The 19,350-nt window shown below is 48.7% G+C and carries 16 protein-coding genes and 1 pseudogene; 11 read left to right on the top strand and 6 right to left on the bottom strand.

What is annotated here, in order from left to right; genetic code table 11:
• Nucleotides 1-63 precede the first annotated feature (63 nt).
• The 11 genes and pseudogenes from ACNI29_RS19745 to ACNI29_RS19695 all read left to right on the top strand — a co-directional run bounded on the left by ACNI29_RS19745 (nt 64) and on the right by ACNI29_RS19695 (nt 10,251).
• Nucleotides 64-1,287 (top strand): ABC transporter permease subunit, encoded by a 1,224-nt coding sequence (locus ACNI29_RS19745; RefSeq protein ID WP_419780082.1) that lies wholly within the window; start codon nt 64-66, stop codon nt 1,285-1,287.
• A complete protein-coding gene (locus ACNI29_RS19740; protein WP_419780081.1) occupies nt 1,280-2,083 on the top strand; it encodes an ABC transporter ATP-binding protein in 804 nt (267 codons plus the stop codon). Before ACNI29_RS19745 ends, ACNI29_RS19740 begins: the two co-directional genes overlap by 8 nt.
• Nucleotides 2,076-2,783, top strand: coding sequence for an ABC transporter ATP-binding protein (locus ACNI29_RS19735; protein WP_419780080.1), 708 nt, complete (start codon nt 2,076-2,078; stop codon nt 2,781-2,783). Before ACNI29_RS19740 ends, ACNI29_RS19735 begins: the two co-directional genes overlap by 8 nt.
• A gap of 400 nt (nt 2,784-3,183) precedes the next feature.
• Complete coding sequence (gene guaB / locus ACNI29_RS19730; protein WP_419780079.1) at nt 3,184-4,641, top strand: IMP dehydrogenase; 1,458 nt, start codon at nt 3,184-3,186, stop codon at nt 4,639-4,641.
• A gap of 12 nt (nt 4,642-4,653) precedes the next feature.
• Nucleotides 4,654-6,201 (top strand): glutamine-hydrolyzing GMP synthase, encoded by a 1,548-nt coding sequence (gene guaA, locus ACNI29_RS19725; RefSeq protein ID WP_419780078.1) that lies wholly within the window; start codon nt 4,654-4,656, stop codon nt 6,199-6,201.
• A 228-nt stretch (nt 6,202-6,429) separates the two neighbouring features.
• Nucleotides 6,430-6,762, top strand: coding sequence for a Sec-independent protein translocase protein TatB (gene tatB / locus ACNI29_RS19720; RefSeq protein WP_419780077.1), 333 nt, complete (start codon nt 6,430-6,432; stop codon nt 6,760-6,762).
• Between the two features lie 236 nt (nt 6,763-6,998).
• Nucleotides 6,999-7,760: pseudogene (gene tatC, locus ACNI29_RS19715) on the top strand (twin-arginine translocase subunit TatC); the annotation flags it as partial.
• Nucleotides 7,761-7,966: 206 nt separating this feature from the next.
• On the top strand, nt 7,967-8,554 hold the full coding sequence (hisB, locus tag ACNI29_RS19710) for an imidazoleglycerol-phosphate dehydratase HisB (RefSeq protein ID WP_419780076.1): 588 nt from the start codon (nt 7,967-7,969) through the stop codon (nt 8,552-8,554).
• Nucleotides 8,554-9,210, top strand: coding sequence for a hypothetical protein (locus ACNI29_RS19705; RefSeq protein ID WP_419780074.1), 657 nt, complete (start codon nt 8,554-8,556; stop codon nt 9,208-9,210). Before hisB ends, ACNI29_RS19705 begins: the two co-directional genes overlap by 1 nt.
• Nucleotides 9,207-9,935 carry a 1-(5-phosphoribosyl)-5-[(5-phosphoribosylamino)methylideneamino]imidazole-4-carboxamide isomerase gene (hisA, locus tag ACNI29_RS19700; protein WP_419780073.1) on the top strand — a complete coding sequence of 243 codons (729 nt, stop codon included), beginning with the start codon at nt 9,207-9,209 and terminating at the stop codon, nt 9,933-9,935. Before ACNI29_RS19705 ends, hisA begins: the two co-directional genes overlap by 4 nt.
• A 109-nt stretch (nt 9,936-10,044) precedes the next feature.
• Entirely contained in the window at nt 10,045-10,251 is a 207-nt protein-coding gene (locus ACNI29_RS19695) for a heavy-metal-associated domain-containing protein (protein ID WP_419780072.1), read from the top strand.
• Between the two features lie 75 nt (nt 10,252-10,326).
• Here ACNI29_RS19695 and ACNI29_RS19690 read toward each other — a convergent pair whose 3' ends face one another.
• The 6 genes from ACNI29_RS19690 to dnaK form a co-directional block, all read right to left on the bottom strand.
• A complete protein-coding gene (locus ACNI29_RS19690; RefSeq protein ID WP_419780071.1) occupies nt 10,327-12,498 on the bottom strand; it encodes a pentapeptide repeat-containing protein in 2,172 nt (723 codons plus the stop codon).
• A 164-nt stretch (nt 12,499-12,662) separates the two neighbouring features.
• Complete coding sequence (gene rbp, locus ACNI29_RS19685) at nt 12,663-12,926, bottom strand: RNA-binding regulator (RefSeq protein ID WP_419780070.1); 264 nt, start codon at nt 12,924-12,926, stop codon at nt 12,663-12,665.
• 340 nt (nt 12,927-13,266) lie between these two features.
• Entirely contained in the window at nt 13,267-14,730 is a 1,464-nt protein-coding gene (gene gatA, locus ACNI29_RS19680) for an Asp-tRNA(Asn)/Glu-tRNA(Gln) amidotransferase subunit GatA (RefSeq protein WP_419780069.1), read from the bottom strand.
• Nucleotides 14,731-14,792: 62 nt separating this feature from the next.
• On the bottom strand, nt 14,793-15,086 hold the full coding sequence (gatC, locus tag ACNI29_RS19675) for an Asp-tRNA(Asn)/Glu-tRNA(Gln) amidotransferase subunit GatC (protein WP_419780068.1): 294 nt from the start codon (nt 15,084-15,086) through the stop codon (nt 14,793-14,795).
• A 126-nt stretch (nt 15,087-15,212) separates the two neighbouring features.
• Nucleotides 15,213-17,273, bottom strand: a complete 2,061-nt coding sequence (locus ACNI29_RS19670) for a type 1 periplasmic-binding domain-containing protein (protein WP_419780067.1) — start codon at nt 17,271-17,273, stop codon at nt 15,213-15,215.
• Between the two features lie 138 nt (nt 17,274-17,411).
• Nucleotides 17,412-19,322: a molecular chaperone DnaK gene (gene dnaK / locus ACNI29_RS19665; protein WP_419780066.1), complete on the bottom strand. Its 1,911-nt coding sequence runs from the start codon at nt 19,320-19,322 to the stop codon at nt 17,412-17,414.
• Between the last annotated feature and the right edge of the window lie 28 nt (nt 19,323-19,350).

Below are 19,350 nucleotides of genomic sequence, written 5' to 3'. Positions count from 1 at the left end.
CCCGGCTGATGGAACGGGTTGGTTCCCGTTGTGTGAAAATGTTAAAAATGGATATTCTTTAATATGGAAGGTTTTAAAAAATCTATACTGGCTTCATTGTGGTTCATGTTTTTGACCCTGCCCATTATGGGGGTCTTCGTGAACACGATTGATAAGTCCGTTACCTGGCATCTGGATCGGGTTCTTTACGTTGGTGCTGCGGCTTTTGTCCTTTCCTATTTCTGGCGCTACATGCTGGCCCGTAAGGAAATGGGCAAAAAAGAAGAGGAAGAATCCAACGAAGAAAAAGTTACTTTTTTCAACAAGCTGATAGCCAATCCTAAAGTATACTGGCCTGCTTTGATTGCTGTGGCCGGATTCGCTATCGCTTTTCCTAAGCTCTTCTCCATGTATCAGGTCAACGTTATGACCACCGCACTTATTTATGTGGTGCTCGGGCTGGGGCTGAACATAGTTGTTGGTCTGGCAGGTCTGCTGGACCTTGGTTTTGTAGCTTTCTACGCAGTGGGTGCTTATTCCTACGCTCTGATGAACATGTACTGGGGAATCAGCTTTTGGGTGGCTTTGCCTCTCGGTGCGCTGCTTGGTGCTTTCTGTGGTATCCTGCTCGGTTTTCCTGTCCTGCGTCTGCGTGGTGATTACCTCGCGATCGTTACTCTCGGTTTTGGGGAAATCATCCGCCTTGTGCTGGAAAACTGGGGTGACTTCACCCACGGACCTGCCGGTATCTCCAATATCGCTCGTCCTGAGTTTTTCGGCCTTGCAAAGGGATTCCTCGCTCAGATTAATTTCATGTACTACCTGATGCTGGTGCTGGTAATCTTCACCATCTTCGTGGTTAACAGGCTTAAAAACTCCCGTATCGGCCGTGCATGGCAGGCCCTGCGCGAGGATGAAATAGCCTGTCAGGCCATGGGTATCGATAAGATGAAGACCAAACTGATGGCTTTCTCCCTCGGTGCAACATGGGCCGGGATGGTCGGGGTTGTTTTTGCCGCCAAGACCACCTTCATCAACCCTGCATCATTTACGTTCCTTGAATCTGCTATCATCCTTTCCATAGTTGTTCTTGGTGGTATGGGTTCTATCCTCGGGGTTATCCTTGGTGCGCTGGTGTTGATTCTTATGCCGGAATACTTGAGGGATTTTTCCGAATACCGCATGCTCATTTTCGGTGCGACCATGGTTCTGGTTATGGTCTTCAGGCCGCAGGGACTGGTCAGGGATGTACGTAAGAAAATTGATATCAGCGCAGTTAAAAAAGCTTTAGGTGGCGCCCATGAGTAATGAAAAAAGAACAGTCCTTCAGGTAAAGGGCGTCAGCAAGGATTTCGGTGGTCTGCGCGCCCTTGATGATGTTGATCTTGAAGTGAAGGAAGGGGAGATCGTCGCCCTCATTGGACCCAACGGGGCGGGTAAGACTACCTTCTTTAACTGTATCACCGGAATATATGCCCCCACAGAGGGTGACGTTAATATTGACCCCAAAGGCGAGGGCTTCAAGCGTATCAACGGCATGAAGACCAACATTGTTACTGAAATGGGAATGGCCCGTACTTTTCAGAACATCAGGCTTTTCCCGTCTATGTCGGTAATTGAAAATGTTATGATCGGCTGTCACTGCCGGACCAAGGCCACTTTCCTCGGTGCAGTTTTTCGCGATCCGCGTACCCGTAGGGAAGAGCAGGAGACCATCCTTAAAAGTTATGAGCTGCTACAGGAACTCGGACTTGAACAGTTTGCTGATGAACTGGCCCGGAACCTGCCCTATGGTGCACAGCGTAGGCTGGAAATAGCCCGTGCTCTGGCAACGGAACCGTTTATTCTGCTCCTTGACGAACCCGCAGCAGGCATGAACCCGCAGGAAACATCAGAGCTTGAAGAGCTTATCGTTTCCATTAAGGAAAAACATAAAATATCTGTCCTGCTCATTGAGCATGACATGAAGATGGTCATGTCCCTCTCTGATCGCTTGTACGTTCTTGAGTACGGACGTGAAATTGCCAACGGCACACCGCAGGAAGTCAGCGAGAACCCCGCTGTAATCAAGGCTTATCTCGGGGAGGAACTCGTCGATGCTTAAACTTAAGAATGTAAACACATTTTACGGAAATATTCAGGCTCTGCGAAATATCAACATCGAAGTTGAGCAGGGTGAGATCATCACCCTTATCGGAGCCAACGGAGCCGGTAAAACCACTACACTGATGACTATCAGCGGTGTTGTTCCGCCTCGAACCGGTGAGGTTCTCTACAACGGTGAACCGATTCACAAGGCTAAGCCGGATAAGATCGTGAAGATGGGAATTTCTCAAGTTCCTGAAGGACGTCTGATTTTTCCGGATCTGACCATCACCGAGAACCTCGATATGGGGGCTTTTCTTCGTGATGACAAGGAAGGGATTAAAGCCGATATGGACCATGTTTTCGAGCTTTTCCCCATTCTCTGGGAAAGGCGTAAGCAGCTGGGCGGCAACCTGTCGGGAGGTGAACAACAGATGTTGGCTATCTCCCGTGCGCTCATGGCCAGACCCAAGCTCCTGCTGCTCGATGAACCTTCTCTTGGTCTTGCGCCGCTGATTATCCGTCAGATTTTCGAGATTGTTAAGAAGATTAACGAGGAGAGCGGAACGACCGTATTTCTGGTCGAGCAGAACGCGAACCTCGCACTGAAAACAGCGCATCGAGGATACGTAATGGAAAACGGGGAGATCATACTTTCCGATACCAGCGACAAGCTCCTTGCTAATGAAGAGATCAAAAAAGCATATCTCGGACTTTAAGTTGAATGGTGAATGCCTCCGGCGGTTTTGCCGGAGGCGTTTTATTTTCTAAGGCAGTAGAAAACGAGTTGAAACCTTGCCATAACGCCTTTGTGAAATAAGGCACAGCAAAAGGGATGCATTCTTTGACTTGACAAAACTCGGTCGTGCCAATATGCGGGGCCGAACACTTTTAATAACTTTTCAGTTACGGCCTTGAGTCCGTGGCAAAAAAGTATATAATAAGTTCATTCAAGATTGAAATTCCCGGCAGGGAAGGACCTGCCACAACCCCTGTGAAACTGATGGTGCCGTACCGGTAAACCGCCAGAAAGACCGGCTCGGTCCCTTTGAGAGGAATCATATGTAATGATTTCTCTTTTCTTTTAGCTAATATTTCAAATCATTTTGCGAGGGCAATATGGAAAAGGTAGTAGGTCAGGCTCTGACTTTTGACGATGTTCTGCTTTTGCCCGCCTATTCGGAAGTTCTTCCCGATAGTGTGGACGTATCCGCTAAACTTACCGAAGAGATCACTCTTGGAATCCCACTGGTCAGTGCCGCTATGGATACTGTCACCGAGTCCAAAATGGCGATTCAAATGGCCCGTCACGGCGGTGTCGGCGTTGTTCATAAAAATATGGGCGTACGTGATCAGGTCCGTGAAGTAGAAAGGGTTAAAAAATCCGAATCCGGCATGGTTACCGATCCCATTGTGGTTCATCCTGATGATACCGTGGGTAAGGCTCTCGATCTGATGGCTGAATTCAAAATTTCAGGTTTTCCGGTTGTTAAAGGTGAGCACCTCGTAGGTATCATTACCAATCGTGACGTTCGTTTCATCACTGATCGTAACGTTGCTATCTCCGAAGTTATGACCAGCCGCAACCTCGTAACCGTGCAGAGGGGGACTTCTTCTGAAGAAGCAAAACGTCATCTGCATACCAACCGCATTGAGAAACTGCTGGTTGTTGACGAAGAGAACAAGCTTACCGGTCTGATCACTATCAAAGATATTGATAAGGTTAAGAAGTACCCCAACGCCGCTAAAGATTCCGCAGGTCGTCTGCGTGTCGGCGCTGCTGTCGGCGTCGGCCGTGATCTCATGGAGCGTAGCTCCGCACTGATCGCTGCCGGGGTTGACTTCCTGACCCTCGATTCCGCCCACGGTCATTCCAAAGGCATTCTTGATGCAATCAAGGAACTCCGCTCCTGCTATCCCGACCTTCAGCTGATCGGCGGTAACATTGCTACTTATGACGGCGCCATGGCTCTTATCGATGCCGGGGTCAACGCTGTTAAAGTTGGTATCGGTCCCGGTTCCATCTGCACTACCCGTGTTGTTGCCGGTGTTGGCGTTCCGCAGATCACCGCGATTATGGAAGCTGCCCGTGCTTGTCAGGAGCGCGGCGTCTGCGTAATCGGCGATGGCGGAATCAAATTCTCCGGTGATGTTGTTAAAGCTCTGGTTGCTGGTGCGAACACTGTAATGATGGGTTCCATGTTCGCAGGTACCGATGAAAGTCCGGGTGAAAAAGTTCTTTACCAAGGTCGTTCCTACAAGCTCTACCGCGGCATGGGTTCCATTGACGCAATGAAAAAGGGTAGTTCCGACCGTTACTTCCAAAAGGATACCAACAAGCTGGTTCCCGAAGGAATCGTTGGACGTGTTCCTTACAAGGGCCCCGTTTCCGACAGCATTTACCAGATGATCGGCGGACTCCGTTCCGGCATGGGCTACGTTGGTTGTGCTAATATCGCTGAAATGGTTGAGAAAGCACAGTTTACCCGCATGTCTGCCGCCGGTTTTAAAGAAAGCCACGTCCATGATGTAATTATTACCAAGGAAGCACCCAACTACCGGGTTGATTCCTACTAATCAGGAGTCGTCATGCAGCACGATAATAAAGTAATTATTCTGGATTTCGGGTCTCAGTTTACTCAGCTGATCGCCCGTAGAATCCGTGAAGCGGGTGTATATTCCGAAATTCACCCCTGTAATGTTGATCCCCAGAAGATCAAAGATCTTAACCCCGGTGCGCTGATCCTCTCCGGTGGTCCTTCTTCCGTACTGGAAGAAGATTCCCCGCAGCTCGACAGCTCCCTGCTGGAACTGGGCGTGCCCGTTCTCGGCATCTGCTACGGTATGCAGCTCATGACCAATGATCTCGGCGGACGTGTTGTTTCCTCCGAAGACCGTGAGTATGGCCGTGCGGAATTCAAGGGTTCCAATGACTGCGTTCTTTTCGACGGAATCGAAGACGTTGAAAAACTTACCGTCTGGATGAGCCACGGTGACCGCGTAGAAGCAATTCCCGAGGGTTTTGAAGTCTGCGGTACTACCGAGTCCATTCCTTACGCAGCAATGGCTAACGAAGATAAGAAAATGTACGCCTTGCAGTTCCACCCCGAAGTGGCGCATACCGAGGGCGGTACAACCATAATCAATAACTTCGTATTCAAAATTGCCGGTCTCAAAGCAGACTGGACCATGTCTTCTTTCGTAGAAAACTGCATCGAAGAAATGCGTGAAAAGATCGGCGACAATCAGGTTGTGCTCGGCCTTTCCGGCGGCATCGACTCCACTGTAGTTGCTGTGCTCCTGCACAAGGCTATCGGCAAACGTCTGCACTGCATCTTTGTCGATAACGGTCTGCTGCGCATGCACGAACGCGAAGAAGTTATCGGCTTCCTCGAAGAGCATTTCGAACTCAACGTTAAATGCGTTGATTCCGCTGATCTCTTCCTTGATAAGCTTAAGGGTGTTGAAGATCCCGAGAAGAAGCGCAAGCTCATCGGTTACACCTTCATTGATGTTTTCAACGAAGAAGCTACAGCCCTCAAGGATGTTAAATTCCTTGCTCAGGGAACACTTTACCCCGACGTTATCGAGTCCGAATCCTTCAAAGGACCCTCTGCGGTCATTAAGTCCCACCATAACGTTGGAGGACTGCCTGAAGATATGGATCTTGATCTGGTGGAGCCTCTGCGTGAGCTCTTCAAAGACGAAGTCCGCAAGGTTGCTTACGAACTTGGCCTGCCCGAGTTCATCATCTGGCGTCAGCCTTTCCCCGGTCCGGGTCTCGCTATCCGTGTTCTGGGTGAAATCACTGAAGAGCGTCTTGAAATTCTGCGTCAGGCCGACAAGATCGTTCAGAACGAAATGCATGCCACCGGCTGGTACCGCAAGGTCTGGCAGGGCTTCGCTGTTCTGCTTCCGCTTAAGACTGTCGGAGTTATGGGCGATGACCGTACTTACGAGCACGTCATTGCACTGCGCATCGTAGACAGCATTGATGCTATGACCGCTGACTGGTCCCGCATTCCCAACGATATCCTCGCCCGTATGTCCAATAGGATTATTAACGAGGTAAAAGGTGTTAACCGCGTCGTTCTGGATATCTCCTCCAAGCCGCCGGCAACCATCGAGTGGGAATAATTAAGTTCTCAATAGTTGATTGATTAATGCCTCCAACATTGTGTTGGAGGCATTTTTTATGGGATTGCACCAAATTTCATTGCCGATAAGACGTAGATAAAGTTTTAGAAATCGGGTACAAGACGTCAGCAAATTTTGAAAAACCTGTTTTGAATTCTGCTAAAGTAGTCGTTTTCAGGTTTTGTGCGCATTGGCGCGTTTTTTTGTCGCAAAGAAGAAGGAATTAATATGTTCGGTATCGGTTCTACAGAACTTATCGTAATTTTGGTTGTAGCCTTAATCCTCATTGGACCCCAGAAACTTCCAGAACTTATCAAAAATCTTGGTAAAGGTATTTCTGAAGTCAAGAAGATGTCCAACGATGTGAAGTCCACTCTGGACGCTGAAATTTCTGCTGCTGACGAAGAGCGTAAGCAGAAGGATGATGTTGAGCGCGAGGCGGCACGCAAAAAAGCTGAGGCTGAAGCTATGGAAAAAGCTCGTCAGGCTGAAGCAGAAAAGCAGCAGGCTTCTGAAGAGGAAGTTGCTAAAGCACCCAAGACCGAGAGCGAGAAAGCATGAGTTCAGCGGAGAAAGATTCGCGCGAAGTAGGGCAGGAGCAGCCTGAGGAAAAAGCACAGGCTGAAGAAACTGCTGAGGAAACTCTGGAATCTGAAGAAGCATCTGAAAACTCAGAGACCGAGAGCAGCTTACCTGCTGAAAAGGGCGAAAACGAGGCTTCTCTGACCGGGGATGATTCTGAAGAGAAAGATGAATCCGATGAAGATGATGAGGAGCTTGACGAAGAAGAAGCTCCCATGACTTTTTTGGAGCATCTTGAAGAACTGCGCCGTCGTTTTGTCAGGATCATGATTGCCAGCTGTGTTGGTTTTCTGGCCTGCTACTCTTTTGCAAAGCCTCTCTTCTCCTTGCTCATGGCACCGCTGGTTGCTGTCTTGCCTCCTGATTCCACTCTGATTTTTACTTCCCTGCCCGAAGGTTTTGTGACTTATCTTAAAGTTGCTGCCGTGGCTGGTATTTTTGCAGTTTCACCATATATTTTTGCACAGATCTGGGGTTTTATCGCGCCCGGATTATATGAGCATGAGCGTAAGTGGATGATTCCGCTGGCTTTCCTGTCCGCATTTTTCTTTGTGGGCGGTGCTTTGTTCGGCTACTACGTTGTTTTTCCCTTCGGGTGTGAGTTTTTCATGGGCTTTGCCGATGAATTCATCAGGCCGATGCCTACCTTGCGGGAATACTTGGGGTTTTCTCTTAAGCTGTTATTCGCTTTCGGGGTTATCTTTGAGCTGCCGTTGTTTATCTTTTTCCTTGCAAGGCTTGGAGTTGTCACCGCTGAAGGACTGCGTAGCAAGCGTAAATACGCCATTCTGGTTTGTTTCATTTGTTCCGCAATCCTGACACCGCCGGATGTCATGACCCAGACCCTGATGGCCGGACCGCTGATTATTCTTTATGAGATCGGTATCTGGGTGGCTTACTTTTTCGGTAAGCGTGGTGGCAGAAAGCTGAAACACGCTGAGGCTGAAAATGACGGTCCGGATGATTCCGGTCCTGATGGCGGCTCTTCTGCAGAGTCCGCAGCAGACTCTGAGACTGATGCTGAACCGGAAAAGACCGAAGCAGCTGAATCTGATTCTGCAAAATCCAAAGCTGAGAAAAAGAAAGCCAAAGCCGACAAGAAATCCAAAGAAGACGCCGGCTACGACGAAGATTTAATTGAAATGTAATGGCCGCCGCAGGCCGCACTATAAGAGAGGTTGGTTTGTCACAGAGATCCGCTGCAATTAGCCGTACCACCAAGGAAACCGATATCGCGCTGAAAATTAATATCGACGGTGAAGGCCGTACTGATATTGATACAGGGGTTGGATTCGCCGACCACATGCTTACTCTGATGAGCTTCTGGGCCGGATTTGATCTCGACCTCAAATGCAAGGGTGATCTTGAAATCGACTCGCACCATACTCTTGAAGATATCGCAATCGTACTCGGTCAGGCCCTGTTAGAGGCCATGGGCGACAAGAAGGGTATTAACCGCATCGGGTTTGCTAAAGTTCCCATGGATGAAGCTCTTGTCGAGGTCGTAATTGATCTTTCAGGACGAGCCTATCTTGTGTATGATGATGACATCCTGCCTCCGATAATTGCCGGAGATGAAAGGGACGTCTGGCGTGAATTTTTCAAGTCACTGGCTTTCAAGGCCGGTATGAACCTGCACATCAAGTTTGAATACGGACGTAACGGCCACCATCTGCTCGAAGGTGCGTTCAAGGCTTTGGGACTTGCTTTTCGCAATGCCCTGTCCGTTGAAAGACAAGGTGTTTCCAGCACAAAAGGGAGTCTCGATTAATGAAACGGCTTTTCCCTCTGCTTATTATTTGTGTTTTTGTTTTTGGCTCTCTCTCTGGTTGTGCCAGTAAGAGTGAGCTTGTCAAACTCCCGCGTCCTGCTGGAAAACTCGCGGTTGCCGGATTTACTAATCCTGTTTTTAACTGGGAACTTCTGGCTGGATATCTGCCTCAGGAAGGGAATCCCGTTGATAAAAAAATCCTGCAGCAGCTTGACGCAAAGATGGTCGGAGTGCTCTCCAAGCACGGTGTGACCGCTTTTGCGCGTCCGGCAATTACTCGCCAGTGCCAGGAAATCGAGGTTTTTGAAAATTTGGGTGGCCGTCGTGAGGCTGCTTTTGCTTATTGGGTTAAGGTCGGCCAGTGTATGAGTGCCGACTACATTCTGGTTCCGCAGATTCTTTTCTGGCAGGACCTGCGCGGTATGCAGAAGGCTGATTTCAATATCCAGCCCGCATCCGTTATTATTGATCTGTTTCTTATAGATGTTAACAACAAGCGCATCATCAGAAGATTCCACTATGACGAAACCCAGCAGACTCTCATGGAGAATGTGCTGGAAGCCGAAACTTTCTTCAAACGCGGCGGCAAATGGGTCACCGCCATGGAACTCTCTGACGAAGCCCTTGAGACCGGACTTATGGAGCTTGGTTTATGATTGTTTTTCCCGCCGTGGACATTAAAGACGGCGTTTGCGTGCGTCTTTCACAGGGGCAGGCTGATGCTGTAACCGTATTTTCCAGTGACCCTGTAGCTCAGGCAAAGTACTGGGAAAATCAGGGCGCAAGATACCTGCACGTAGTTGACCTCGATGGCGCATTCAGCGGAATGCCCAAGAACTTTGATCTTATTAAAGATATCTGCAGCCAGCTCAGCATTCCAGTGCAGCTGGGTGGCGGTATCCGCGATATTGAAACCGCATCCAAGTACCTTGAAGCTGGCGTAAGACGTCTCATCATCGGTACTATGGCTCTCGAAGACGAAGAAACCTTTGCCGAGCTTTGCGCCAAATTCCCCGGTCAGATCGGGGTGTCACTTGACGCAGTAAACGGCCAGCTCAAGTCTCGCGGATGGGTTGAAGATGCAGGTATCTCCATCTTCGATATCATCCCCCGCATTGAAGCAGCCGGAGCCGCATTCATCATCTACACCGACATCAGCCGCGACGGCATGCAGACCGGTGTAAACGTGCTTGCTATGTCTGAGCTTTGCGCCAAGACCAAGCTGCCTGTTATCGCAGCCGGTGGTGTGGCAACACTCGAAGACGTTATTAACCTTCAGCCTCTGGTTTCCAAAGGTCTGGAAGGTGCTGTTTCCGGTCAGGCCATCTACACCGGGACTCTCAATTTCGCTGAAGCTGTTGAGTGGATTGAGAATAACTAGTTGATGCGCTTCGCGCTTTTATCGATTTGATTTCGCCTCCGGCGGCCAAAGGAACAAGTCCCTTTGGAATCCCGATCAAGGGACTGTTGAATATCTCAGGAGATTGATCATGAAAAAAGTAGAAGTGAAAGGCATGAGCTGCATGCATTGCGTAGGTTCTGTTGAAAAGGCTCTCAGCGCGATTGATGGTGTTTCTGATGTCAAAGTCAGCCGTGATGATGCATGTGCCACCTTTGAAGAAACCAGCCCTGTTGATGAGGCTCTGATCAAGGAGACCATCAACAAGATCGGTTTTGAGGCTGGCGAAGTTAAGTAAGTTTCTTGTTTTAGAATAAAATTAAGCCCCGCACTCTGATGAGTGCGGGGCTTTTTTGCGCTCTGTTAGCCTCTGTTAGCGACGCAGCTTGTTTCGCAGGGCAAAACCGAATAGGGCTGCTTGGAGGGTTATGAGAGTTACTGAGAGGCCTTTTAGGAGGTAGTGGAGGCCGTCGGCTTTAAGGTTTACTTTTATTAATGGCATGTACCACATCCATCTTGTACTGAAGTCAGATGATGTAGAGTCCGGGCCGAAGATAGCAAGAAGCATTGCCCCAAAAATGAATATCAGCAGCCATACTCCGGCTCTAAGAGGTTCTTCGCCGTAGCCGGAAACTATCCAGTATGCTGTGTTTATGAAACGCAGGAACGGGGTACGTGTTTGTTCCGAGATTTCGATCAACTTGGAGAATTTTGTTTTTGCTATTTCTATATTACAGGGAAGAAGCTCACATGTCTTTGTACACAGTTTTTCGATAATTCCAGGACCGTTTTCCTCACGCATTTTTTTGCGGAGCATTTCTTTTTCGTTGTAATGCCATGTGGAAGCCTGCATTTCATCATTATTCACACGGGCTACTTTTTTTAATCTACGATATATCTCTTCAAGTTTTGTGAAGCTTAGACCATTCTCTGAGTCTATTGGTGAAATTTCATCTGCAATAGCTCTGCGTCCATTCTTTTTCCGTGGCCATGTACATTCTGTGAACTTGAAAGATTCAATGTTTGTCTCAGCAAGGTAGAGATTAGATAAGTCTACATTTTCAACCACAATAGTTTCTTTGGAGATGGCTCCTGCGAATGAGGTTGCACTTCTAAATTCCACATTACGAAAGTAGCTCCATTCTTTAAATAGGGCATGTCGGAATGATACGGTGTTATTGAATTTGGTCTGTTCAAAGTTGGAATATTCATGACATATAATATTCTTGAAAGAGGTCTCCTTTTTAAATGAAGAATTTACAAAAGAAACAGATCCCTTAAATTCAATTTGATCAAAATTAGAGTTTATAAATTTTACAGAATCAAATCTTGCTTGTTTTCGCGTTTCGGCAATTCGGAAATCAGCTTTTCCGTAAAATTGCGAGCTGTCGAAGTTTGCGTTTCCACGGAATTGTGTATTTCGGAAATTAGCTAGTTTGCGGAACTGTGAGTTTCTGAAATCAGCATCTTTTCGAAATTGTGAGTTTTCGAAATCTATAGATTTGCTGAATCGTGATTTTATAAAAGATATGTAGCCACGGAATTGTGATGTATTGAAGTCTGATTGTCCGCGGAATTGAGAATTGCTGAAATCAGCAAAATTACGATATTGAGAGCCTCTGAAGTTAGCGTCTGCGCGAAAATTTGAATTGCTGAAATTCACATCCCCTCGGAACTGTAATTTGCAAAAAAAAGAATTACCTCTAAATTTAGATCTGCTGAAATCAGCTTTTTGGCGGAACTGTGAGTTAGAGAAAAATACTGTCCTATGAAAACGTGCGTCACTAAAATCTGCGTCACCGATGAATTGTGAATTGATTGCAGATAGTTGATGGTGGAATTGAACTCTTCTAAAATCTGCGATGAAAAGAAACTGCGTCTCCATAAAGCAGGTTTCTCCATGGAGTTGTGTTTTTATGAAACTAGCGTGTCCGCAAAATTGAGCTTTATCTATGTCCATCCTTTCAGTAAAATGTGCGCTATTGAAAAAAGTGTCTCCGCTGAACTGTGCACTGGTTAAATCGGCGTCTCCGTTGAACTGTGCACTGGTGAAATCAGTGTCTCCGCTGAACTGTGTGCTGGTGAAATTAGCGCCTTCGCTGAACTGTGCACTGGTGAAATAAACAAATCCGTCGAACTGCGCACTGGTGAAATCAGCGTAACCGCTGAACTGTGAGCTGCTGAAATTTATCGGTGGTAAATACTTATCATTCTGTCCGTCATAATTAGCGAAAGAAATTGCATAAGGAAAAATAGTTCCTGCAAAATTACATCTTGGGTTCCAAATAACAAAATTAAAGCCATCCCGCTCCTCATCAACCCCAGCCTCAATAACAGCATCAATCCGCTCAAAAACCAAGCCATTAAACTGCTCAGCTTCCATCAAATCAGGTTTATCCCCACCTTTCCGTTCATCATAAAGCTCGGTAAACTTACAATCAGCAGGAGCATGGAAAATACAATATTCTTTGCCTTCAGCATCAATGTAGACGATGCCGTATTTCTCACACCAATTACTATGATTCGCCCCGACGCAGCAGCCCATCTGTACCTCTTATGAATGATGAATTTCAGTAAGTGGAGGTTTTATATCTCATAAGGTTATGATTAATCTAGAGGAAATAAATTTATCTTTGGCGCACAAAAAAACGCCCGATTCTCAAAAGAGAACCGGGCGTAAAGAAGTCTATTTAGACTTACAGAAACAGACTACCAGCGGGGGCGTTCTGCTCTGGGCTTGGCTTCGTTAACCTTGAGGTTACGACCACCGAAGTCTTTACCGTCGAGTGCTTCAATAGCATCGAGAGCACCGTTGTCATCCATTTCTACGAAACCGAAACCACGGGGGCGACCGGTTTCACGATCTTCGATGAGCTTAACGGAAACAACTTCACCGTAAGCTTCGAAAGATGCGCGGATGTCTTCTTCAGTAGCGGACCAAGGCAAGTTACCAACATAAATATTCTTAGACATTCAAAAATTCTCCAAAAAAGTAAAAAAGTATATTAGCGCCCGTGCACCAAAAAAAAAGGGCCGCGTACAAGATGCGTACTCGGCTCCTCGATAGTCATGTTTAATCTAAACCAGCGCTAGTCACAGTCTGACCGTGCCTTCACGGGTACGGCTGGTGTTTATAGAGACATTAATCATCTATTCCTGAAGCAAAGTCAAGCAAAATCGTAATAAAAAAGTGTTAAATATATATTTAGTTGTGTTGTTGATGCTTAATGTGTTGAATAGATTGTATAAAATTATTTAGAGAAAGCCCCGTACTCAGATGAGCGCGGGGCTTTCTATTTTATCTATTGAGATCCTAGAGCTTGACTTTGGGAAGCTCAGGGAGGTTTTCTTCGAGTACGTTTGCAGCCTGCAGCATGGTTTTTTCGTCAAAAGCGGGAGCCATGAATTGGAGACCTACGGGCATGTTGGAATCTTTGCCCAATCCAACAGGCAGGGACATGCCGGGCATTCCCACGAGGTTCAGGGAGATAGTGAAGATATCCTGCAGGTACATCTGCAGGGGATCGGAGGTCAGATCACCCACGGGGAAGGCTGTGGTAGGGCATACGGGGCCGGCGATGAGATCGCAGGACTCGAAGGCCTTGTTGAAGTCTTCGCGCAGCAGACGGCGAATCTGGGCGGCTTTGCGGTAGTATGCATCGTAGTAACCTGCGGAAAGTACGTAGGTTCCGATGATGATACGACGCTGCACTTCGTCACCGAAAGCTTCGGTGCGGGATTTAGTGTAAAGTTCTGCAAGCTCTTTGGGGGCCTTGGTGCGGTGGCCGTAGCGGACACCGTCGAAACGGGACAGGTTGGAGCTGGCTTCAGCCATAGCGATGATGTAGTAGGTCGCGATGGCGTATTCGGTCATGGAAAGTTTAACCGGAACGGTTTTGGCTCCCAGTTCTTCGGCCTTGTCGATTGCTGCGCGGCATGCTTCTGCAACTTCTTCGGAAAGACCTTCGCCCCAGTATTCTTCAGGCAGACCGATGGTCAGGCCGGAAAGGTCTTTGCGTTCAGCAAGTGCTGCTACAAAGTCGTCCATCGGCTTGTCCACGGAAGTGGAGTCGCGCTGGTCGTGACCGCCGATGACGTTCAGTACGCGGGCGGCATCTTCAACAGTTCTGGTCATGGGACCGATCTGGTCGAGGGAAGAGCCGTACGCGATCATGCCGTAGCGGGATACGCGGCCGTAGGTGGGCTTAACGCCGACACAGCCGCAGAAAGATGCGGGAAGACGGATGGAGCCACCTGTATCAGTGCCGAGGGAAGCGAAACACTGTCCGGCAGCGATGGTTGCGCCGGAACCACCGGAAGAACCGCCGGGAACGCGGGTGGGGTCCCAAGGGTTGGTGGTGGTCTGGTAGGCGGAGTTCTCAGTGGTGGAACCCATGGCGAATTCGTCCATGTTGGCCTTACCTACAATAATTGCGCCTGCTTCTTTGAGTTTTGCAACTGCAGTTGCATCATAGAAAGGAGTGAATCCTTCGAGGATCTTGGAACCTGCAGTGGTGGGTACACCCTTGGTAGCCAGCACGTCTTTAACTACGACAGGCACACCCCAGAGCGGTTTGGAAGCATCGGGACCGGCTGCGTCCATTTCTTCTGCAAGCTTGAGGGCTTCTTCGTTGCAGGTAGCAAGCAGGGCCTTGGTTTCAGGTTCGGTTTTTTCGATCTGTTCAAGGCAGGCTTTGACAGCTTCAGTGGCGGTCACTTCTTTGGCCATGAGCATGGCTTGAATTTCAGTGAGTGATTTTTCTATGAGTGAGGACATTCTTTAATCCGTATTCATTGAGTTAAATATTAGGAAGTAGTTCGCTGCAATCAACGTTCAGTCTAAACAATTCTGGGAACGACGAAGTACTGGCCGTCAGAATCCGGTGCATTGGAAAGGATTTCTTCCCTTGTGTGCTCTTTTTTGACTTCATCCTTGCGCAGAACTGTGGTGTGTTCAACAGGGCTGAACATAGGTTCCACTTCGCTGGTGTCGATTTCGTTCAACTTGTCCATGTATGAGAGGATGTTATTGAGCTGTCCTGCGAAAAGTTCGGTCTTTTCTTCTGAAAGATCAAGTCTTGCAAGGCGTGCTACACGCGCGACTTCTTCTAAATTGAGTTTTTCATCACTCATGAATATCTCCTGATAACATTATTTTTTTATATACCCGGCGAAGCCATACTAAAAGGTTTTGTGAGAGTCCAGAGAACCCTTTTGCAAAAGGTTTTTTTGGACTCCAGAGGGCCGCCGGAGGCAATATTATTGCTCAGTATTTTCCAATTCAGCTGCTTCTGCTTTTTTAGCTTCCAGTTCGGCCTGTTTTTCTTCCCATGCTTTAACGCGTGCGGCGCGGCGGCCTTTTGCTTTGGCAAGGGTTGTGCTGACCAGTTCCGCATCAATGCGGGTTTTACCGTTCTGCTCGGGGCGGAACAGGTAGAGCTTCTGGCTGGCGTGGCCTTCTGTATCCCAGCTGATGGGTGCTAGGCTGAAGTCCATGTTTTGCGCTTCGGCGATACGTCCATTGACGGTTTCGGCTGTCCAGCCTTCGGAAAAGGTTCCAAGACGGCCTGCGAATTTGATGAAATCGTAACCCAGTGCAATCCAGAAATCGGGAGTGCCCAGACCTTCACGGTTCATAACTTCTTTAAGCCTTCCGGCACCGTCACTTGCGGGCCACCATGCACCGGGGGCAACGGTGAGACGCAGGTTGCGCGCTTCAACATCGCGCGCAGAGTTCAGGGCCTGACTCCAGAGTTCAGGACCGAGAAAGACGAGAGTATCTGCCTCGTGGAAAAAGAAGTGCGGAATCAGGAGCTGTGCCTGATGCCATGTGTCCGGGATGAATACAGCACCGAAATCAGTTTCAGCAAGAGGAGCATCTTCGCCGAGACCCTCGGCTTCGTTCTGGGCTTGCTTCTGCGGTGCGCGAACCAGCTTGCCTACCACTTTACCCCATTTGGGAAAGTCTCGGGGCGGGTAGGATTCCATCCCGGTGATACGAGCTCCGCGCATGGCAGCCATATCGAAGAATTTCTTGGACATCTGGCGACCGAATTTTTCCTGCGGATAAAGCACGGCTAGGCGGGTGATGCCCAGATCATTAACGGCAAGGTCAAGGCTGGCACGAATCTGGTCTTCAGGACTGGAGAAAAATCTCCATGCCTGTTTGCCTTCCTCAAGATTACCGGGCTTGGCAAGGAAAGAGAAGGTTACCTTGTCGGCATAAATCCCGGCCTGTTCCAGCTTTTTGAAAGCTTTCACGCTTATGGGGCCGCCGATGGTAGTGTACCACGGGGGGAGATTCTGGAGTCTTTCAAGCCAGTCCGGAGCTTCGGTGTTGATGACCTGTACGTCGACATCAAGACCGGCCTTGGTCATCTCCCACTGGGCTGCGCCTGCACCTCGCACGATTTTCCAGCCGTATTCCTGAAAGCGACCGGAAATGGGTAGTACAAGAGCGATACCGACACGCGGGATACCGTACTTGCTTTCGAGGCCGCTCAGTATTTCGGTGAAAAATGTTTTGTCTGTGATTTGGCCGTTCTGGATGATTCCGGCCATGGCGCGCCATGACATAGGCCAGTATTCAGTATCTTCAGCCTGACGGACAGCTTTTTCAAAGACAAGCAGTTCGTAGGGAAATTTTAGATTGCCGCCACTGGGAATGAGTTCATTCATGGCGTCAATTTCAGCTTTACTTTTGGATTTAAGGCCGTTCATCACCCACTGTTCAAGCTCTGTTTTATTCGCATCTTCAGGAGCGATAGCATAGAGGCGTTCAAGGGCAGCCAAGGAATTTTCATCCTGATTCATGCCGGAAAGATTTTTACCCGCAGTGGAGCGGATAGCCCAAGGCAGGAAAGGGTCTTCCATAGTCTGGGCGAGATGTTCACGCAGCTTGGGGTAATCTTTGATAGCGGACAGTGTTTCGAAGTAATATTCCTGCCAGACCGGAGAGCTGATAGCTTTGTCGGAAAGTCTCTTCCACTCTTCTAGACGGGCTTCGGCTTCGTGGTAATGACCGGATTTAAACGAACTTACAGCCAGACGTTCGGTGGCCGGAAGGATAACGTTTTCCGGGATATCGGTACGGGCCAGCAGTCTAGTGTAATACAGTTCACTGGTTACATAGTCCCGCATACGCCAAGCTTTGTCCGCTTCACTGGTCAGAGTCTGAGTAGTCATCATCTCGGTGGAAACAGTCGGTACTTTGACCGGTTGTCTCTGAAGAGAAACACAGCCGCCCGCGAAAATGAATGCAGTCAGCAGAACAACAGCAATAATATGGTTGGAAGGGTGCATGCCCTTATCTCTATTCATTGAGTTTTCCATGCAGAGTTTGTGGCCTATGAAAGTAAATTCGTCAAGGAAAGGTAAAAAAAATCCGGCCTTCCTCTAAGTAAGGAAGGCCGGATTAAATTATACTTTACTTATCAGCTATGCAAGCTTGGACGGAAATTATTTTTTCTCGTCTTTAACTTCGGTGAAGTCTGCATCGACGACATCTTCGTCTGCACCTGCTGCGCCGGCATCTGCTGCTCCTGCTGCGCCTTCTGCGTCAGCTGTGTTCTGCTGTGCGTAGAGCTGCTCTGCCAGTTTGTGGGAAGCCTGAGCGAGGGCGTCGGTTGCCTGCTTGATGGCTTCAGGATCGTCGGAATCAAGGACTTTCTTGAGATCTTCAGTCTTGGCTTCGATGTCGGACTTCAGAGCTGCATCCACGTTTTCACCTACTTCACGCAGGGATTTTTCAGTGGTGTAGATCAGGGAGTCGGCCTGGTTGCGGGCTTCAATGAGGGCCTGTTTTTTCTTATCGTCTTCAGCGTGGGATTCAGCATCCTTAACCATCTTCTCGATGTCTTCTTCGGAAAGTCCGGAGGAAGCGGTGATCTGGATGGACTGTTCTTTGCCGGTTCCCATATCCTTAGCGGATACGTTTACGATACCGTTGGCGTCGATGTCGAAGGTAACTTCGATCTGGGGTACGCCGCGGGGTGCTGCGGGAAGACCGGTCAGTTCGAAACGGCCGAGAGTCATGTTGTCAGCTGCCATGGGACGCTCGCCCTGCAGGACATGGATGGACACGGAAGGCTGGTTGTCAGCCGCTGTGGTGAACACCTGGCTTTTGCGGGTGGGGATGGTGGTGTTTCTTTCGATAAGGTTAGTGAAAACACCGCCCATGGTTTCGATACCCAGAGACAGCGGAGTAACGTCAAGCAGGAGAACGTCTTTAACGTCACCGGCGAGGATACCACCCTGAATGGATGCACCCATTGCAACAACTTCGTCCGGGTTAACGGAACGGTTGGGTTCTTTGCCGAAGAATTCCTGTACCTTCTGCTGTACCAGAGGCATACGGGTCATACCACCGACGAGGATAACTTCGTCAATGTCTGCTGCGGTCAGGCCTGCATCTTTCAGTGCTTTCTGGCAGGGAGCCTTGGTGCGGTCAACAAGGTCTTCAACAAGTTTTTCCAGCTTGGAGCGGGAAATTTTGACCATGAGGTGTTTAGGACCGTTCTGGTCTGCGGTGATGAAAGGCAGGTTTACTTCGGTTTCCATTGCAGTGGAAAGTTCTTTTTTAGCCTTTTCTCCAGCTTCTTTCAGACGCTGCAGAGCCATGCGGTCAGCGGAAAGATCAATGCCGTTTTCACGCTTGAATTCTTCAACAAGGTACTGGATTACAGCGTTGTCGAAGTCTTCACCGCCGAGGAAGGTGTCACCGTTGGTGGCGCGAACTTCAACAACGTTGTCGCCAACTTCGAGGATGGAAATATCAAAGGTACCACCACCAAGGTCAAATACTGCGATTTTTTCGTTGGCTTTCTTGTCGAAACCGTAAGCCAGAGATGCAGCGGTCGGCTCGTTAATGATACGTTTTACTTCCAGACCTGCGATGCGTCCTGCATCTTTGGTTGCCTGACGCTGGGAGTCGTTGAAGTAAGCTGGAACAGTGATTACTGCTTCGGTTACGGGCTCACCAAGGTAAGTTTCAGCATCTTTTTTGAGCTGCTGCAGGATAATAGCGGAAACTTCAGATGGGCTGTATTTTTTGCCTTCGATTTCAACCCAGGCATCGCCGCCTTTACCGTCAACGATGGGGTAAGGGCAGTGGGCAGTCCATTTTTTAACTTCAGGAGCGCTTGCCTGACGGCCCATGAGACGCTTGATGGCGAATACGGTTTTTTCAGGGTTGGTAACAGCCTGACGTTTAGCGATTTCACCGACGAGGCGTTCTTTGTCAGTGAAGCCTACGATAGAGGGAGTGGTGCGGCCGCCTTCTGCGTTGGTAACACATTTGGGGTCTTTACCTTCCATAACGTAAACGCAGGAGTTGGTAGTACCGAGGTCGATTCCGATAATTTTAGACATATATAAATTCCTCCAGATGTATGTTCAA

It is taken from the genome of Maridesulfovibrio spiralis (SeqCode) (assembly GCF_048571135.1).
GTDB lineage: Bacteria > Desulfobacterota > Desulfovibrionia > Desulfovibrionales > Desulfovibrionaceae > Maridesulfovibrio > Maridesulfovibrio spiralis.
The sequence above is the reverse complement of the archived record's forward strand: the minus strand, read 5'-3'. Positions and strand labels throughout refer to the sequence as shown.

Bases quoted from the DNA above. Each gene is read 5' to 3' on its own strand.
- guaA (WP_419780078.1), top strand. From the start codon at position 4,654: ATGCAGCACGATAATAAAGTAATTATTCTGGATTTCGGGTCTCAGTTT.
- ACNI29_RS19705 (WP_419780074.1), top strand. From the start codon at position 8,554: ATGAAACGGCTTTTCCCTCTGCTTATTATTTGTGTTTTTGTTTTTGGC.
- gatC (WP_419780068.1), bottom strand. From the start codon at position 15,086: ATGAGTGATGAAAAACTCAATTTAGAAGAAGTCGCGCGTGTAGCACGC.
- guaB (WP_419780079.1), top strand. From the start codon at position 3,184: ATGGAAAAGGTAGTAGGTCAGGCTCTGACTTTTGACGATGTTCTGCTT.
- tatB (WP_419780077.1), top strand. From the start codon at position 6,430: ATGTTCGGTATCGGTTCTACAGAACTTATCGTAATTTTGGTTGTAGCC.
- dnaK (WP_419780066.1), bottom strand. From the start codon at position 19,322: ATGTCTAAAATTATCGGAATCGACCTCGGTACTACCAACTCCTGCGTT.
- ACNI29_RS19690 (WP_419780071.1), bottom strand. From the start codon at position 12,498: ATGGGCTGCTGCGTCGGGGCGAATCATAGTAATTGGTGTGAGAAATAC.
- ACNI29_RS19740 (WP_419780081.1), top strand. From the start codon at position 1,280: ATGAGTAATGAAAAAAGAACAGTCCTTCAGGTAAAGGGCGTCAGCAAG.
- ACNI29_RS19670 (WP_419780067.1), bottom strand. From the start codon at position 17,273: ATGAATAGAGATAAGGGCATGCACCCTTCCAACCATATTATTGCTGTT.
- hisA (WP_419780073.1), top strand. From the start codon at position 9,207: ATGATTGTTTTTCCCGCCGTGGACATTAAAGACGGCGTTTGCGTGCGT.
- ACNI29_RS19735 (WP_419780080.1), top strand. From the start codon at position 2,076: ATGCTTAAACTTAAGAATGTAAACACATTTTACGGAAATATTCAGGCT.
- ACNI29_RS19695 (WP_419780072.1), top strand. From the start codon at position 10,045: ATGAAAAAAGTAGAAGTGAAAGGCATGAGCTGCATGCATTGCGTAGGT.
- rbp (WP_419780070.1), bottom strand. From the start codon at position 12,926: ATGTCTAAGAATATTTATGTTGGTAACTTGCCTTGGTCCGCTACTGAA.
- gatA (WP_419780069.1), bottom strand. From the start codon at position 14,730: ATGTCCTCACTCATAGAAAAATCACTCACTGAAATTCAAGCCATGCTC.
- ACNI29_RS19745 (WP_419780082.1), top strand. From the start codon at position 64: ATGGAAGGTTTTAAAAAATCTATACTGGCTTCATTGTGGTTCATGTTT.